Consider the following 18,116-nt stretch of genomic DNA (forward strand, 5'->3'; position numbering starts at 1 on the left):
TTAGGCTTTTATTGAAACTACAATTTGTATTATTTCTCCAGTTCTTTTAAATAATTTAGAGCTAGTTTCAACATCTAGTTCTAGTTTATCTATCATTTTTGATTGCTCATTTTCAAATTCTACTTTTATGCTATCTTTTTCCGAAAATTGATAAATAATAGGCACTTGACAATAGGTGAAACAAAGCGAACCTTCGTTTAACTGAAGCTCACATTCTACTTTATTTATAGCTTTATAATTGAAAACAGAAGGTTTTTTTAAAAATTCATCTTTTCTCAACAATCTTGGATTGAAACAAACTTTTGCATCTTTTACAAAAACTCCTAGCTCTCCAAATCGACTTATAAAATCTTCTTTTACCTGACCGGTCATTCCAGGTTGTTGCGCTCCTTTTCCTCCTGGAGTATGTGAGTATGGATCCGTTGGAAACGCTCCATATAATTCGGGAGATTTATGAACTCCAATTCCAGCTTCAATTTCATAATAATGATCTAATAGCTTCCCTATTATTACCTCATCTTCTTTATCTTCCAAAGCTTTTAAGCAAATTTCCTGAACCGCCAACAATAGTTTAGAAACCATATGCCAGTAAATAGAACCTAAACCTTCGTAACCGAAAAATGTACCTGAACGACCTGTAAATGCTTTATGATTAAATACTCCTTCAAATATTTCTAAAGTATTTTCTAAATCTTTTTCAACTAAAGAACTATACTGTACTGGCAAGTTTTTTAATGCTTCTTTTAAACTGTTTGCATTGTTAAAAGTTCCATTAAAATGATATGCTCCAAATACATCCTTTTCAACAATCTGTTTGTTATTATCAGTAACTAATTGTTTTAATAATTCCGAATTCTCAACCTTTCCTGAAGGAATATTATTCTTTTCATTGAAACCTAATAAATTTTTATTTGGATATAAAATATAACTGTATTGATCTGGTCTAAATAATGCGCTAGCTTTTAAAGCATCCAACAATTCCAAAGCTTCTTTACCTTTTACATAACCCGAACTTAACACAGCAACTTGGCCTTCTAACATTTCGGACAAGTAAGAGATTGAAACCTCTTCATTATTTTCAATTGTCATTAAATTGTATGCGTGGTAAAGATTATCTGCTCGTTTGTTAGCTTCAATTGTTTGGTTGATATACTTCAATGTTATTTCAATAAAACCTAACAATTCATCTTTTGAAATATTTTCTTTTTTACTTGAAAATCCTTTTGTATAAATAGTTTCTCTAAAATCACTTCCTGCTTGTCCTAAACCATCTAAAACAGTTTTACGTTGCTTATCTGAAATTTTATCAGAAAGAATTCCTTCATTTTTAACCAACGTATCAACTACTTTTTTAAAGAAAACAGCCAATTCTACCGAAACTTCACTTGTTTCATTTGAAGTATTTTCAACTACACTTTCAAAGAAACTTAAAAAACGTCTCAAGTAATAAAGGGTTACCATTGAAACTCCATTTCCAACCAATGCGTTGTTTGCATCATTCCATTCTGGTCGTTGGGTATTCATCCAAATACCACCTTCTGGAATAAAATTCGATACTTTTGCTAAAACAGTAGCTAAAATCTTCTCAACAAAATTTACTTTATAAATACTTTTATTTTTATCTTTTAATAAAGCTCCGTCTACCCCAATTAATTCACGTTCTTTTTCAATAAAACTTTGCGCTTGATGATTAAAATCTATGGTATCTTTTGAGTTTTTTAAAATTTCTGAATAACTCTTAATAGTGTAAGGTACATTTGCATATACAAATACATTTTGAGTAAATAATTCGGCTAATTTATTTGGATAATATTTTTCGCTAAACTCTAAAAATTTCAACAAATAAATAATTTGATGATCTCCCCAATAACCAATATAACTCCAAGGATCGTCTGGCTCAATGGTTTCCCAATCGAAACCACCTTTAGTTACGCGGTACGGATTGTAACCATCAAAAGTTGTAGCATTTAAGAATTTATGAATCATATTTTCAATAAACTCTGGATATGAATGTGCTAACGCTTCCCAGTTTTGGAAAATGTCACGCCAGTTACCTTGGTAATCTAATATTTTTGAACCATCAATTTCACTTTTTGTATTGATAGAAAATTTGTTCCAAGGTCTACTAGGATCTCCGTGTCTTCTACTAAATTTTAATGGCATGTATTCTAAACACAAACGTTTAAAATCTGTATCGTTTTGTTCAGCAATTTTCTTCAAATAAGATAAAGTAAACTCTTTAGGAAGTTGCTTTAAATTTGCTTTTTGATTGCTATAAACTTCTTTATTAGCATTTGCTATATATGGAACAAAATCTGATTTTTCAATTTTGTAATTATCGTCAAAAATTCCACCTCTCATTATGTTAAAAAGTGTATTTGCAAAATGGCGCGTATTTGTTAATTCATCTGCAGTTAATTGAATTCCATCCGCATTACCTGTTAAAGCCACCAATTCTTTTGTTCCTTCTTCAATATCTTTTTCAACAAGAGCTGCTAAATTTTCTTTAGATTGAATGTTGTTTTTTAGTTCATTTACATCAGTAACTGATTTGTTGACATCTGCTATTGTTAACCAAGATTTTTTAGTTTCTAATTCAAATTTTGAATGAATAAAATAAGCTCCTTTTTCAGCTTTTATATCTGTTTCTTGTTGAATATCTTTACCTTTTCTAAAACTATCTAATTGTAGTGAAGAAACTAAATAGGTTGGATTTTTAACACCTAAAGACCAAACCATATTCGCTTTTAAAGCTTCGCTTGGCTCTGCTTTATCAACAATAATTGCACTTAAGGCATAAATTCCTACTCCTTCTTTTGTATTTAGTTCGCTGCGTTTGTATGCATCTACTAAATTACTAGATGCATTTTGTAAAGCATCTCCAACTCCATAAGGTAAAATGTTTTGCAATCCATCTATTAACTCAACTTTTTTAGCTGAATTTGAATTGTTTTCAAAAGTAGATTTTTTAACAAAACCATATTTTTCTGAAGAGTTCCAACTGTATTTAAACGTTAAACCTAAATCTTCGTTTATTTCTTCAAAAATTACTTTGTTTCCATAGCTATTCTTGTATAAATTTCTTTTAATTTTATAAGCACCTTCGTACTTACTTGAGAATGGTTCCCATAAATACGTTTTATTATTTGATTGAACTTTTAAAATAGTTTTGCTCCCTGTAATTTCAGCGAACTCGGTAATTTTATCATCGGTATAATATGGAAATAATGCAAATTGCGCATTTTTTCTACCCGCTGTTAATCCTCCATTACTCGATATAAACATCCAATGATTTGAGTAGCTTACAATGCTCATAAAAAACGGACGCATTTCATTTACATTTGAAATTTTGTAATAACTTTCATCACCTATTTTCACAGAAGTTCCTTTAACTTCATTTTCATTAAAAGAAACCGGTGTTTTTCCTATAAATAATTCGTTTTGCTTATTCATTACGATAATTTTATTCTAAACTTTTTTTGATTTTTTTTGATTTTTTTGGATTTAGACTCTACGACTTTAATAATAACTCTTCAAGTTCTTCTAAACTTTTACCTTTTGTTTCAACAACATATTTCAATACAAAAACTAACGATAAGGTTGCCATTACTGCGTAAATTGCAAATGTTCCAGTAGGACCTAAATTAGATAACTCCCAAGGAAAAAATTGAGTAACTGAAAAACTCACTAGCGAATTAAAAAAGCCAACAATAGAAATGGCAATTCCTTTAACTTTTCCTGGGAAAATTTCTGATAACATAGTCCACATTACAGGACCTAAAGAAATAGCAAATGCAGCTACATATAGCAGAATTGCAACTAAAACCAATGTTGCATTTACATGTATAAAACTCTTCACATTGTTTTGTTTAAATGCTATAAAATCTTCTTTCAATAGCAATGGTTCAATTGCGTTAAATAATTCATTTTGCGATGTATATGTTTGCCCTTCTAAATGTGATATTTCTGTTTTAATATGAACGTTTTCAATTTTTTCGATAGAAGAATTATTTATGGTATAGGTTGCATTATTAAAAGCAATTGTAGCCATTGACAATGCAATTGCCATTGTAAATGTTCCAATAATTAATAATGGTTTTCTTCCCAATTTATCAATAAGCCAAATAGCTACCAACGTAAAAACCAAATTAGTTAACCCAACTACTATTGCTTGTAAAAATGACGAATCGGCACTTCCACCAGCCTGTTCAAAAATGGTAGGTGCATAATAGAAAATAGCGTTAATTCCTGTTATTTGTTGAAAAAAAGCTAAACCAAATGCTATAATTAAAATGGTTGTCATTTTTCTACTAAACAAATCTTTTAAAGTCCCTTTTTCTTCTTTTTTAGCAATACCTCTTTGAATACTTTCTATGGTATCTTTTGCAAAATCTAACCCTCCTATTTTCTTTAATATGGATTTTGCTGATGACACATCATTATGTTGTATTATAAGCCAACGTGGACTTTTAGGAACTACAAACAGCGCAATAAAATAAATGAATGCTGGAATTGCTTCAACACCCAACATCCAGCGCCAGCTTTCAAATTCAATATCTTTTAAAAAATAGTTTGAAAAGTAAGCTACCGAAATACCAATTACTATATTTAATTGATTTAATGAAACTAAACTACCACGTAGTTTTGGAGGTGCTATTTCTGCAATATAAATTGGTGCAATTAAAATAGCTCCACCAATTCCAATCCCGCCAATAATTCTTGCGATTATAAATGATATATAATTAGTAGCTATTGCTGACCAAGTAGCTGAAATAGTAAATAAAATTGCAGTAATAATTAACAGTTTTCTTCTGCCATATTTATCACTTAATGGTCCTGCCAATAAATTACCTGCCATGGCCCCAAAAATAACGCAACCAACTGCAAACCCTAATTGCCAATCACTCATTTCAAAATAAGTTCTAATACCTGTTATAGCTCCAGAAATTACCGCACTATCAAACCCTAATAGAAACCCTCCAAGAGCAACAATTAAACTTATTAATATGGTGTATGATTTATTCATTATTTTTGGTTTAAAATGATTGACTGAATTGAATGTGCTGGCATTTGTAAACTAGCACTTTTATTATCTATTGTTAACATATAATTTATATCAACATTACCAGTATTTAATGCCACAACTACTAAACTTCCATTTTTATTAAGAAAAGATGTTGCACTTAAGTGATTTGCTGTAGTTTCAGTTGAAAGTCTTACTGCTCCGGGTCGAATAAATTTTGAAAAGTGACCAATATAATAATAGGAGTTTGTAAACTTAAGTTCTCCTGTTTTAGTATTTCCATGAACAGGTGCAAAACAAAAATTTCCAACGTGATTTGGACCCCCAGTTTCATCTAATAAAATATTCCAATCTGTCCAAGCAACAGTTCCATTGTTAAAATCGTTAATCATTGACTTTCCATAACGTTCAGCAAGTTTTGGGTCTTCAATTCTATTTAAATCAAAACCTTCATTACAACCTTCAGTAAAAATTAAATTCTTATCAGGAAAAGCTTCATTAACACTTTTTACATTTTTATACATTGGAGTTCCATCTTTCCAATCTTCATACCAATGAAAACCAGCTCCCCAAACATATTTATTTGCTTCTAGATCATTTAATATAATATTTACTCTTTCAAATAATAAATCTCTATTATGATCCCAAACAATTATTTTTTTATCTCCTAACCCTTCTTTTTCTAAGGTTGGCCCTAAATAATTTTTTAAAAAATCGCGTTCTTCTTCTGCTGTATAAATACAAGATTCCCAACGTTGAACCGCCATTGGTTCATTTTGAATGGTTAACCCCCAAATTGGAATACCTTCGGCTTCATAGGCTTTTATAAATTTTGCATAGTAATTTGCCCAAGGTTGAAAATATTCTGGTAATAATTTACCACCTTTTAACATATTGTTATTCGTTTTCATAAATGCTGGCGGACTCCAAGGACTTGCAAATATTGTTAATTTTCCATCTGTAGCTTCAATGGCTTTTTTAGTGAATGGAATTCTAAATTCTTTATCATGATTTATTGAAAACGATTTTAAATCAGTGTCACCTTCATTTATATAAGTATAACTTTCGGTTGAAAAGTCGCAACTATGAATAACTGTTCGAGCCAGTGAGTAACCAATACCTTTATCAACATTAAAATATGCTTCCATAAAAAGCTTTTGTTCACTTTCTTTTAATTTATAAAATGTTTCTGCAGAAGCATCTGTTAAAGCTGCTCCAATACCAACAAAAGTTTGATGTTGTTTGGAACTATTTACATAAATGGAAGCTTCTGTTTCTAAAGGCTGTTTAAAATTAGAGAATGGAATTTGTGCAGCCGTTAATTGCAGCTTAACATCACCTTTTGAACTAGTTGTATAAACTTCACTTTTAATTAACTCCCTAAAATTGTGCATTTTGGACGTCTGCATATTTGCATCTTTTGAAATTTCTACATTATTAGAACAACCAATTAAAACTTTAACTATTATAAACAGTAGTAATATTTGAATGTTTTTTTTAAGGCACATTTTTTCAATTTTTAATCTTTTCCCTAACAAAATATGATACTCCTAAAAGACCTTTTTATTTTGTTTTCAACAAATGTTTTTTCAATTAAAATTAATTAAAAGGTCAGATCAATTCATAATCTGACCTTTTTCACTTAACTACTAACTAAACTCAATATTATTGATAAACTTTTATATATTCCACTTCCATTGTATCTGCGGTGAATGCAGCATCAATGCTTCCTCCTAAAGTGCCTCCTATTGCAACATTCATTATTAAGAAAAAGTTCTCATTAAATGGTAAATCACTATTATTAGCCATTTCAACAACTTTTTCATTATCAACAAATACTTGAATCAACTCTTCAGTCCATTCTAAAGAATATAAGTGAAACTCACTTGTTGCATTTGCAATTGCTGCACTTTCACCATAACTAGCATTAACTGAATTTGTGTAATCCCACCAATGAAATGTTCCTAAAGTACTTGCTTTATCTCCACCTGTTTGCTCCATTATATCCATTTCCCCACATTTAGGCCATCCAACCGTTGGGAAGTTTTCACCTAGCATCCATAAAGCAGGCCAAGTTCCGGCCGATTCTGGTAGCTTTGCACTTATATCAACTCTTCCATATTTAAAATTATATAAGCCTTGTGTTTTTAATCTTGCGGAAGTATAACTTCCATCAGTTTCTTTTTTAGCTGTAATTTTCAAAACGCCATCTTCAACAACTACATTATCAGCACTATCTGTATAAGTTTGTTCTTCACCATTTCCCCAGCCTCCTGCGCCAAGATCATATGTCCATTTTGAAGGGTCTGGAGCACCTGCAGTTTCAAATTCATCAGACCACACTAAATTGGTGAATTCTGAAGCTCCTTGAACTGGTTTAGTAGATGTAAATAATTGATACCAAGCAGCACCTGATCCAGATGCCGTATTTTCTATAATTCTTACTCTCATGTAGTTTTCATCAATAGAAATAATATCGTAAGTACTTGCTCCAACGTACCATCCCATAAAACCACCATCTGAAATTTCGAATGATGTACCTCTATATGGTAATTCATTGTATGAACCTTCTAAAGCCGCTTTTGAATTTGATGGAAATATGGAAACATTTTTAACACCAAACATTGTTGTTGCAACAGTTTCATCGTGACATTGGTCTCCTCCAACACCAATGTAACCTGCATAAGTCCCTGGAATAAATGCTGGACCTGATGTTTGTTCAAATGTAATACCATTGGCCGTTTTTGTAAACACAAACTCATTATCATACATGCACCCTTTTTCTTCATCCCAAGCTTTAATGGCATTCCACCACCCTTCATAGGCAAATTCTCCATTTCCATAATCATCTGAAATTGGTCCTAATCCAACGTGTAAATCTAAATCAGCAGCCCAATACCATGTTTTGCCTTCACCAATAACACCTCCACTTAAAATATTTTCAGCTTCTACATCAGAAAAAGAGCTATATACTTTCACTTCTTTTGAAACAGTTGATGCAACACCACCAGTTCCGATTGCGCTTACAGTTACAGTATAGTCAACTTCTCCTACTTTAGTGTACCTGTGAGTTACAACACCTGAAGGAACTACTTTACTTGAGCCATCACCAAAATTAAAAGTATAACTTATTACATTGTTTGCAGTGGCTTTAAATGTTACAAAACCACTTCCGTCACCATTAACAAACTCTGGATTATTTAAATCTTGACCTTGAATTTCTACTGAAACTATATCTACATTAGAAGGTGCAATTAAATCTCCAAATTCTTGGCTGTCTTCTTCACAAGCACTAAAAAATAGTGCTAATGAAAAAATTGCTATTATATATTTTATATTTTTCATAATTCTACTTTATATTATTCTATTAATTCTTAATAATATCATCTATGTATATTGTATAGTTTGATGATCCATCTCCTTGTGTACCATTATCCATAATTAAAACAAGATTGTTATACTCAAGATCTGTATTAACTCCAGTAATAACAAATGTTAACTCTTCCCAAGCATTTGCAACGGTTGTTGTGGCTGTTATTTCTGCAGTTGCACTGGTATTTGGCCAAGGAGCCGCATCTTCAAATTTCATAAGTAAATTTAATCCTGCTCTAGGTGACCAAACTTTTGCAGTAACTGTAATAGATTCTGACAGCTCAAATGGCACGCTTGAAGTAATTTTTGATCCTGCCCAAGTTTGTCCGGCGCCTTTTATTAATTCAATAACTTTAGCAGAAGTATTTCCATTTGTATCTGGATTATCAATTACTGATATTGCTCCTCCATCAAATGAGCTCAATTCAAAATTAGGTTCAAAATTTAAAAATGATGCTATTGAAATATCATCTATGTATACAGTATAGTTTGATGAACCATCTCCTTGTGTACCATTATCCATAATTAACACCAAGTTATTATACTCAAGGGCAGAATTAACTCCAGTTACAACAAATGTTAGTTCTTCCCAAGCATTAGCTACGGTTGTAGTGGCTGTTATTTCTGCTGTTGCACTAGTATTTGGCCAAGGCACTGCATCTTCAAATTTCATTAATAAATTTAATCCAGCTCTTGGTGACCAAACTTTTGCAGTAACTACAATTGATTCAGATAACCCAAATGGTAGATTTGAAGTAATTTTTGACCCCGCCCAAGTTTGTCCAGCTCCTTTTATCAATTGAATAACTTTAGCAGAAGCATTTCCATTTGCATCTGGGTTATCGATAACTGATATTTCGCCACCATCAAATGAGCTTAATTCATAGTCGGTTTCAAAATTTAACGGCAATGCACCAGCTTCAGCTCCATCAGAGGCTTCTTTCCAAAAGTAAAGGTTATCTATAAACACCGTAACTCCATTTGAAACAAATAACATTTGTGTAATTCCCGATTTATCTGTAGTGAAATCGGCTAATGGAATATCAACTCCAACCCATTTACCTTCTACAATATCTGAAACAGTTTCTTCATCCTCTTTTTCAGGAGTTCCATCTGCTTGACTTGTATTAACAATTTTAAAACCTATACTTTCGGCATCGTTTGTCCAATAATCAAAGTGAACATATTCCATAGAAGAAATATCTGTTGGATTACCATAATCCGTTACAATTCCTGTATAATTTAAATAATCATATTTAAGAACATTATCCCCATCAATTACAAATGAAGTTAATTGAGTTGATTGACCCCATCCAGGATTCCATTCAGTTACATTAACATTGTTATAAGCATCACTAAATATAGAAACTACATCTGCTGCATTTCTAAAACGTGGTGTTGGCGCTTTTGCTAAAGGCTGACTAATTTCTGTAACTTCAAAATCAACTATGTATTCTGTTGTTTCAATTGCAGCACCTTTTGCAACAATCTTAATTGTATAAGTTCCAGGTTCTGCATAAATATTAGAAACTACATCTCCTATATTTCCTGAAATCGGTTCTGTTATGCCTTCTTCTCCAAAATACACATCATACATTGTAGCATAATCTGCAGTTGCTGTTACATTTACTTGTTTTGAAATTGCTTCATCATTTGCAATTTCAACCATTAAATTCATAGGAGCTTTAAAAGATACAACTAAAGGAGATATTACTTCCGTTTTTAATCCTGAAATACCATAGGCAACTATTTTTACATCATAGTTTCCTTCTTCGTATACGTGAGTAATACTACTCCCTTGTTTTATTGAAACAGGGTCTACTGTATTATCTCCAAATTCAATATCATAATTAACGGCTCCTATTGCATTTGGGGCAATTGTAACTGTTCCTGTATTATCTTGAGTAACACTAAAAAATGTTTCAACATTAGTTGGCGCAGTGGCTGTAGACACAAAGTCTAAGCTTCCTAACTCGTCTTCATTACAACTAATAACAGTTGCAATAATTAAAACGATACTTAAAAAATATTTAGTTATTTTCATTTTAATAATTTTTGTTAATAGTTTTGATTTTGAGCCCAATTACCATTTGAAAATTGAATTTCTTCTAATGGAATAGGAAATACTTCATTTTTATTAGGAGTAAAACCGTCTATTTCTTGAGCGGCTCTTCCTGTTCTTACTAAATCGAAGAAACGAAGTCCTTCTCCAGCAAATTCTACTCTTCTTTCTGCTAAAATGGCATTGTATAGGTTTGAACCTGTAAAAGTTATTCTATGGTCTTGATCTCCAAAAGCTCTGTCTCTTACTTCGTTTAAATAATCTAAAGCCTTTGAATCATTGCCTGATTTACTATAAGCCTCAGCAGCCATTAATAAAACATCTGAATAACGAATTGCTCTGTAATTATTTGGGTTTGTAAGTTTTAAATCTGCCGCAGCATTTTCACTTCTTTTTCTTGGAATGTATTTTCTGTTGAAATAACCCGTGTGCTCATTTTGTTTTGTATAAGTAACTTCTGGATGTTCAGCTACCCAAGCATCCATATCTAAAATGGTTACTTCTTTTCTTAAATCATCAGCTTCAAAAGCATCAACTATTTTTTGAGTTGGTAAATTAAAGTTGTTTCCTGCTGTAAAAAATGGACCTTCATATGAATTAGGTCCTGCAAAACCCACGGCTACATTTCCTTCAATTGCTTGCATATACCCATAACTTCCACCTTCAACATCTGTATATTGAATTTCAAAAACAGATTCAACACCATTTTCACCATCCATTTCAAATATTTCATCAAAATCTGCCACTAAAGAATAAGTTTGGCTATTGATAACTTCTTGTAATTTAGCTGCTGCCAACTTGTATTTTTCAATTGAATTAGATCCATTATTCCAAACATTTTCTGAATAAGAGGCTTCATACAAATAAGCTTTTCCTAATAATGCCAATGCGGCACCTTTTGTTGCTCTTCCTGTTTGCGAAGGATAAACATCTAAATTTTCTGAAGCAAAAATTAAATCTTCAATTATTGAAGCATATACTTCTGTTTCTGGTGAACGTGGAATTGTAGTTTCGTCGCCTGGAGCAAATCTTTTGTCTCCATTCATAGGTATAGCGCCAAACCATTTTACCAATTCGAAATGGTAATAAGCTCTAAGAAAACGAGCCTCAGCAATAATTTGATTTTTCCCTTCAAACTCAATATTATCTTTAAATTCAAGAATGTAATTACTTCTTTGAACTCCGGCAAACATCCAATCCCATGATTTTTTAATTTCTGAATTTACAGGTGTATGAATCATATCATCAACTTGTTGATAACCTGGTACGTCAGTAGGACTATTTCCTCCACATACTGTATTATCTGATGCAAACTCGCCCATTAAAACGTTAACAAAAGTTGTTTGTAAAAGGTCGTAGGCTCCAATAAGAGCACTTTCATATTCTGATTTTGAATTAAAATAATTTTCAGAATCGATAGAATATTCTACAGGTCGTTCAACAAAATCATCAGTACAAGAAATAATAAGGACTGAAAAAACTGTTGCTATAGTTAATATGTTAAATATATTTTTTCTCATTTTAATTAAATTAAAAATTAATGTTTAAGCCTAGCATATAAGTTCTTGGAATTGGGTAAAAACCATCATCTATTCCACCTCCTATTGGATTTCCACTTGAGGCACCCGGATCAAATCCTCGATACTTGGTAAACGTGTATAAGTTATTTGCACTAGCATATAAACGCAACTTATTAAGCCCTATTTTTTCAGAAATTTCTGAATCTAATGTATATCCTAATTGAATATTTTGAATTCTTACATATGAAGCATCTTCAACAAAATAAGTAGATAAAACATTGTTAGTTGATGCCGAAGTTGTTACTCTTGGAGTACTATTGGTTGATCCTTCTCCTGTCCATCTTCCTAAAGCATAATTTAAATTATTAGCGTCAATAGCTATACTTTCATAATTACGTACCATATCGTTTCCAACTGATGCAAATGTGTACATGGAAAAATCTAGAGCTTTGTAATTAAACTGAAGGTTTAATCCCATAGTTGCATCTGGAATTGGATCACCAATGTTAACTCTATCGTCTACATTTATGTTTCCATCATTATTGGTATCTACATATCGAAAATCACCCGGTGCTGATTCAGCTCCAAGATCCGCTTGCGAAGGATGTGCATCAATCTCGGCTTGATTTTGGAAAATACCATCTGTTTGATAACCATAAAAATAACCTATTGGTTGTCCTACTTCCATTCTAGATGGAGCTGGTTGCCCAATGCTAAATACACCTCCTTCAATAAAATCAGTTCCATTAATTTCTGTTACTTCATTTTTAAGGAACGTTACATTATAACCAACACTCATTGAGAAATCATCGGAAAAATTATTTCTATAATCAACTGAAAATTCGAATCCAGAATTTTTAACTGTCCCTGCATTAATTGTAGGAGAAGAAGCCCCTGGAGCAGCTGACCCAAGAATTCCAGAAGTTGGAATTGCAGGAATTAATAAATCGGCTCTTGTATCAATAAAATAATCGGCAACAATGTTAATTTTTTCATCAAGTAATTTCATGTCTAAACCAACATCAAACTTTCTCGCTTCCTCCCATTTTAAGTCTGGATTAGGAATTTGCCCAGTTGCTACACCATTTGTTAATTCTCCATCGAAAACATAAGTTGCCTCACCAGATAATTGAGAAATATAACCATTTGTTGGAATTCTATCGTTACCTAAAGTTCCATAACTAGCTCTTAATTTCATAAAATCTACAATTGATGATTCTCCATAAAAGTCTTCATCAGATAAAATCCAACCTGCAGTAAAAGAAGGGAAATACCCCACTTTATTTCCAGGTCCAAACTTTGTTGAAGCATCTCTTCTTATCATTGCAGAAAGCAAATATTTACCCATAAAATCATATTGCAATCTTCCAAAGTAAGAAAGCTTTCTTTCGTCATAATTATAAGAACCAACAGGTATAACTCCAGGAGCTGGAGCACCATTTGCTAATGAAATATCGGCATTGCTCCAAGTATTGTTTGGTATGTCATATCCTGTTGCATATAATCCATTACCCCATTCTTTAAAAATTGTATTCCCTAAAGTTCCAACTATTTTATGATCGTTTATTTCTTTGGTATAAGTGGCGTATAAATCAAAAGAATAATTATTATCGTTTATACCATTTTGAGCAACCGAACTTCTGGTTACATCAAATACTTTTCCCCCATAATCAACAATTTTGGAAAAACTTTTACTTTCACTATTTGAAGTATTAAAACCAATTGAACTTGATATTATTAAGTCTTCAAAAACTTCATAATCTAATCCAAAGTTTCCACTAATTTTTTTGAAATTATAATCATTATATGTATTTCCAATTTGAGCAAGAGGATTTATCATTTCATTTCCTAACCTTCCTAATGGAAATAAAGTATAATCACCATTCGAATCATAAGGACTTAATGTGGCAGGACTGTTTACTGCATTTAAAAGTACGGATGCGTTACCTCCTTCTGGTAATGTTTTTCTATTGAAATAGGTGTAAATTACATTCGACTTCAATTTTAATTTATCTGAAATTTCTGCACCTAAAGAAATTCTAGCTGTATTTCTTAAAAAACCAGATTTATTTCCTCCAATAATACCTTCTTGATCTAGATGAGAACCACTTACGGCATAAGTAATTTTTTCTGAACCTCCAGAAACAGAAATATCATGACTAATAATAGGAACTGATGTGTCAAAAACTTCGTCTTGCCAATCTGTACCTCTTCCTATTCCAGATAAATTTGGATAAGGAATTGGATCTCCGCCTGTTGCATAAGCTTCATTTAATAAAGCTGCATACTCGGAGGCATTTAAAACATCTAGTTTTTTTGAAGTCTCTTGAAATCCAACATATGAATTATAAGAAACTTTTGCTTTCGCTCCCTTTTTACCCATTTTAGTTGTAATAAGAATAACTCCATTTGCTGCTGTTGAACCATAAATAGCGGCTTGTGCATCCTTTAAAACTGTAATGGTTTCAACATCATTTGGGTTTAATAATCCAAGTTCACCAACATACCCATCAATAATTGTTAGAGGTTTATTATCTCCGTTTGTGGCAATACCTCTAATACGAATGTTTATATCGGCACCAGGAGCTCCTGAAGTAGTAGTTACATTTACACCAGATACAGTTCCTTGTAAAGCTTGTTCCATTTTTACTGGTTTCAAACTTTCTAATGTTTTACTGCTAACTACAGATACCGCACCTGTTACTTCTCTCTTTTTTTGAGTTCCATATCCTACTACAACTACCTCATCTAAACTTTGAGTGTCTTCTGCGAGTTGAATACTTAAATCTTGATTATTGTTAATTACAACTTCTTTAGTTGTAAAACCAATATAGGAGCATACTAAAACATCTCCTTTTTGTAAATTGGAAATTGTAAAATTTCCATCAAAATCCGTAGAAGCTCCATTCATTGTATTTTTTACAACTATAGTAACGCCCGGTAAGGGTGTTCCATTTGAATCGACTACATTTCCTTTTACTTCAAAATTTTGTGAGTATCCGTAGATACTTGCAAAACCGAGAAAAATTGATAATAAAAATGATTTCATAAATTGTTTAATTAAGTTTCAATAAAAGTAGATAGATAAATGAAGGAATTCTAATAATAGACCTATACAAAAAACATACAGCCACCTCTTAAATAAATGTTAATTTAACGCTTATTTCGGGTAATTTTGACTAGTTTTCAAGCATTTATAGAGGTTAATTAACCCATTAAAAACAAAAAATTATTGAATTCAGTGGGTAAAAAAAAATTCACTAAAACCTTGTAGTTAGGGTAATGTTGTGGTAATGTTGTGGTATTTTTTGATCTTGTAGCAGTAATTTATAACTCCAAAATATACTCTACAAGGCTTTTTTCATGAAGTAATGCCATTTTCTTACGTAATCTATACCTTTTTATTTCTACACTTCTTGCTGAAATATTAAGCAATGGTGCAATTTCTTTGGATGATAAATTCAATCGTAAATATGCACATAAACGTAAATCATTTGGAGTTAAATTTGGATGATGTTGTTTTACTTTCTTTAAAAAATCACTGTCTGCATTATTAAATGCTTCTTGAAACATTTCCCAATCACTGTTATTGCTTAAACTATTGTTAATAATTTTAATAACTGGTTTAATTTTACTTTCATCTTTAACTTTTAAAAGCTCATTCTTAATAGAATTTAACAACTCATTCTTTTTTATAATACTCATAGTTGAGGCTGAAAGTTCTCTAGTTTTACCATCAATCTCGTTTCTTAATTTATCATTTTTTAATTTCATGATAACTTTTTCATTTTCTAATTGAGAAATAGCAAATTGACGCTGTTCTTTTTCAAGAAGTTTTCGTTTTTGTTTATTATAATGCCTCTTGTATATATTATGAACTAAAATGAAGATCCCCAACAACAAAAATGCGTATATCATTATCATAGAATTTGATAAATACCACGGCCTTTTAATTGTAAAAGAATATGATGCTGTATTTTGCGATAATTTATTTCCTATTTGAGCCTTTACGCTAAAGGTATAATCTCCATAAGGTAAATTTTCAAAGGATGTATTAGATTTAGTAGTCCAGTTACTCCAGCTATTATAAAAGCCTTTTAATTGGTATGAATAATTAACTTCTTCGTACTTATTATAATTTGGCACTCCATAGGTAAAATAAAAATTATTTTCTTTAGACTTAAAATTCTTTTTAACATTTAATGCTTCCAAATTGTTTTCATTACCTAAGACATTACTTTCAACTGAATTAATAGAAATATTAAATTCATTCTCTACTGCCTCTTCTAAATCCAATAAAAAATACCCTTTTGAAGTTCCAAATAAATACAATTGGTCTTTTAAACGAAACATACTTTCAAATCCTGGAATAAAATTTCTTAACGAACTTGGAATAAAAACACTACTCCCTTTTAAAACATTGTCAATTTTTCCAGGAGAAAAGTAAACAATGCTTTTTTGGTTAAAACTCCACAATGTATTTGTAAATTCATCCACAATAAGTTTTCCTGAAATATATTTACCCGACTTTTTAAAACTGTTTGATAAAATGGTATCTAAAACAAACTTGTTTTGCTCTCTACCCATACTAAATACTCCTTTATCCGAGGCATAAACTAACTTATTATTATAATTTACAATACTCGATTTTAAACTTTTAGGTAAATTATCTACAACATTATAATGTAAAACTTCTGTATAATCTTCATTAATTGCAAGTCGTAACAGCCCATTATATTCATGATTTACATAAATCTCGTTTTTGCTAAAAACTTCAAAATACCTACTTGACAAATCAAATCCAGAAAGTGAATTTCTAAACTGCCATTTATCATTCTTTTTTTCAAAAACATTAAGCCCCGTGTAATTACCTTGCAATAACAAATCTCCATTTTTTATTGACTTAATATCCCACGCACCCATAATATTAGAAATTATTTCAACCGAGTCGTTGTTTACAATAAAAGTACCTGAATTATGTCCGCAAAATAACGTATTATCTATATTTTTTAAAAACCAAACTTGTCCTTTTGTTCCTGGTATAAACTTAAAATCGTCCTTATTATCAATTGCTTTAAAAAACAACCCTTGGTTAGTACCTAGATACAACTTGTTGTTATAAACACAAGAAGCATAAACCGATCCTAATTTACCCTTTAAATCGTTGTAAACACTAATTGGGGAATTTAAATTTATAACACTAATACCATTATCTAAACCAAGCCAAAGATTATTATTTTTGTCTTCATACATTGAAAGCACAGTGTTATTGTTTAGCCCTCTTTCTTGATCAATTGAAGACAAAATAACTCCATTCTTAGCTAAATGAATAATTCCTTTAGAAATGGTTCCCAAAACAAATGTTCCATTACTTAATTGAATACTACTATAAATACTTAAGTTCGAAATTTCTTTATTAGCAGGGATATCCCACTTTAAAAGACCTTCTTTTGATAATTTATAAATCCCTAAATTTTGTGTTTGAAACAAAAGTTCGTTTTTATTATAAAAAATATTGACTAAAATGTTTTCTTTCAAAATGTTATTATCAGAAAATAATACTGGTTTTCCGTTTTCAATTTTAAAAACACCTTTTCCAAATTTTTGAAAATAAATACTATTTTTAACCTTAAATAATTTTGGTAAAGAAACCTCGGAGTTAATTATATTAAATGATTCTAAGGTAGGGTTATAGATGTATATTCTTTTTAAAGATTGGAATAAAATAAATTTATCAAACTTTATAATTTTCCAAAAGTCTTCTTCAATTATTTTATCTTTTATTTTTTCGCTTATAGAGGTATATTCTAATTTACCAAATTCATTTCTTTCCCAATAACCAAACTCCATGTAACCACCTGTGTATATTTTACCATCAATTACATTAACATACCTTAGAATAGTTTTGTTGGGTGAAGGATATAAACTCCATCTGGCTCCATTATATTCTAATAATCCAGCATTATTTGCAATGTACATATATCCCTCATCACATTGTGAAATGGCCCAATTTTGGTTTTCACCACCATAATCTGTGTTTAAATAATTTTCAACCGGTGGAAAATCTTGTCCAATAATTGTAATAGGAAAAAAGAACAGGAAAAAGAAGTAAATAATTTTATTAATAAAACTCATTGTA

8 protein-coding genes are annotated in these 18,116 nt (G+C 31.0%); all 8 read right to left on the reverse strand.

Translation table 11 applies throughout. From position 1 onward, the window contains the following. A complete protein-coding gene (locus tag Q0776_RS00975; protein WP_298363729.1) occupies window positions 1–3,453 on the reverse strand; it encodes a hypothetical protein in 3,453 nt (1,150 codons plus the stop codon). A 58-nt stretch (window positions 3,454–3,511) separates the two neighbouring features. Continuing rightward, window positions 3,512–5,026 (reverse strand): sugar porter family MFS transporter, encoded by a 1,515-nt coding sequence (locus tag Q0776_RS00980; protein ID WP_298363731.1) that lies wholly within the window; start codon window positions 5,024–5,026, stop codon window positions 3,512–3,514. Then, window positions 5,026–6,432: a glycoside hydrolase family 30 beta sandwich domain-containing protein gene (locus Q0776_RS00985; RefSeq protein ID WP_298365109.1), complete on the reverse strand. Its 1,407-nt coding sequence runs from the start codon at window positions 6,430–6,432 to the stop codon at window positions 5,026–5,028. The genes Q0776_RS00980 and Q0776_RS00985 overlap by 1 nt, the downstream gene beginning before the upstream one ends. A gap of 256 nt (window positions 6,433–6,688) precedes the next feature. Further along, the gene (locus Q0776_RS00990; protein ID WP_298363733.1) at window positions 6,689–8,368 is read right to left on the reverse strand and encodes a family 16 glycosylhydrolase; all 1,680 of its coding nucleotides are present in this window, start codon (window positions 8,366–8,368) and stop codon (window positions 6,689–6,691) included. 22 nt (window positions 8,369–8,390) lie between these two features. Continuing rightward, complete coding sequence (locus tag Q0776_RS00995; protein WP_298363734.1) at window positions 8,391–10,439, reverse strand: PKD domain protein; 2,049 nt, start codon at window positions 10,437–10,439, stop codon at window positions 8,391–8,393. Between the two features lie 14 nt (window positions 10,440–10,453). Beyond that, window positions 10,454–11,977 carry a RagB/SusD family nutrient uptake outer membrane protein gene (locus Q0776_RS01000; protein ID WP_298363736.1) on the reverse strand — a complete coding sequence of 508 codons (1,524 nt, stop codon included), beginning with the start codon at window positions 11,975–11,977 and terminating at the stop codon, window positions 10,454–10,456. 10 nt (window positions 11,978–11,987) lie between these two features. After that, a complete protein-coding gene (locus Q0776_RS01005) occupies window positions 11,988–15,026 on the reverse strand; it encodes a TonB-dependent receptor (RefSeq protein WP_298363740.1) in 3,039 nt (1,012 codons plus the stop codon). A 278-nt stretch (window positions 15,027–15,304) separates the two neighbouring features. Further along, window positions 15,305–18,112, reverse strand: coding sequence for a triple tyrosine motif-containing protein (locus Q0776_RS01010; protein ID WP_298363746.1), 2,808 nt, complete (start codon window positions 18,110–18,112; stop codon window positions 15,305–15,307). Between the last annotated feature and the right edge of the window lie 4 nt (window positions 18,113–18,116).

The sequence above is a fragment of the uncultured Lutibacter sp. genome (assembly GCF_947495725.1).
Taxonomy (GTDB): Bacteria; Bacteroidota; Bacteroidia; order Flavobacteriales; family Flavobacteriaceae; genus Lutibacter.

What these genes read in the sequence shown, in the direction of transcription:
- Q0776_RS00975 (WP_298363729.1), bottom strand. Translation starts at nt 3,453, where the DNA reads ATGAATAAGCAAAACGAATTATTTATAGGAAAAACACCGGTTTCTTTT.
- Q0776_RS00980 (WP_298363731.1), bottom strand. Translation starts at nt 5,026, where the DNA reads ATGAATAAATCATACACCATATTAATAAGTTTAATTGTTGCTCTTGGA.
- Q0776_RS00985 (WP_298365109.1), bottom strand. Translation starts at nt 6,432, where the DNA reads ATGCAGACGTCCAAAATGCACAATTTTAGGGAGTTAATTAAAAGTGAA.
- Q0776_RS00990 (WP_298363733.1), bottom strand. Translation starts at nt 8,368, where the DNA reads ATGAAAAATATAAAATATATAATAGCAATTTTTTCATTAGCACTATTT.
- Q0776_RS00995 (WP_298363734.1), bottom strand. Translation starts at nt 10,439, where the DNA reads ATGAAAATAACTAAATATTTTTTAAGTATCGTTTTAATTATTGCAACT.
- Q0776_RS01000 (WP_298363736.1), bottom strand. Translation starts at nt 11,977, where the DNA reads ATGAGAAAAAATATATTTAACATATTAACTATAGCAACAGTTTTTTCA.
- Q0776_RS01005 (WP_298363740.1), bottom strand. Translation starts at nt 15,026, where the DNA reads ATGAAATCATTTTTATTATCAATTTTTCTCGGTTTTGCAAGTATCTAC.
- Q0776_RS01010 (WP_298363746.1), bottom strand. Translation starts at nt 18,112, where the DNA reads ATGAGTTTTATTAATAAAATTATTTACTTCTTTTTCCTGTTCTTTTTT.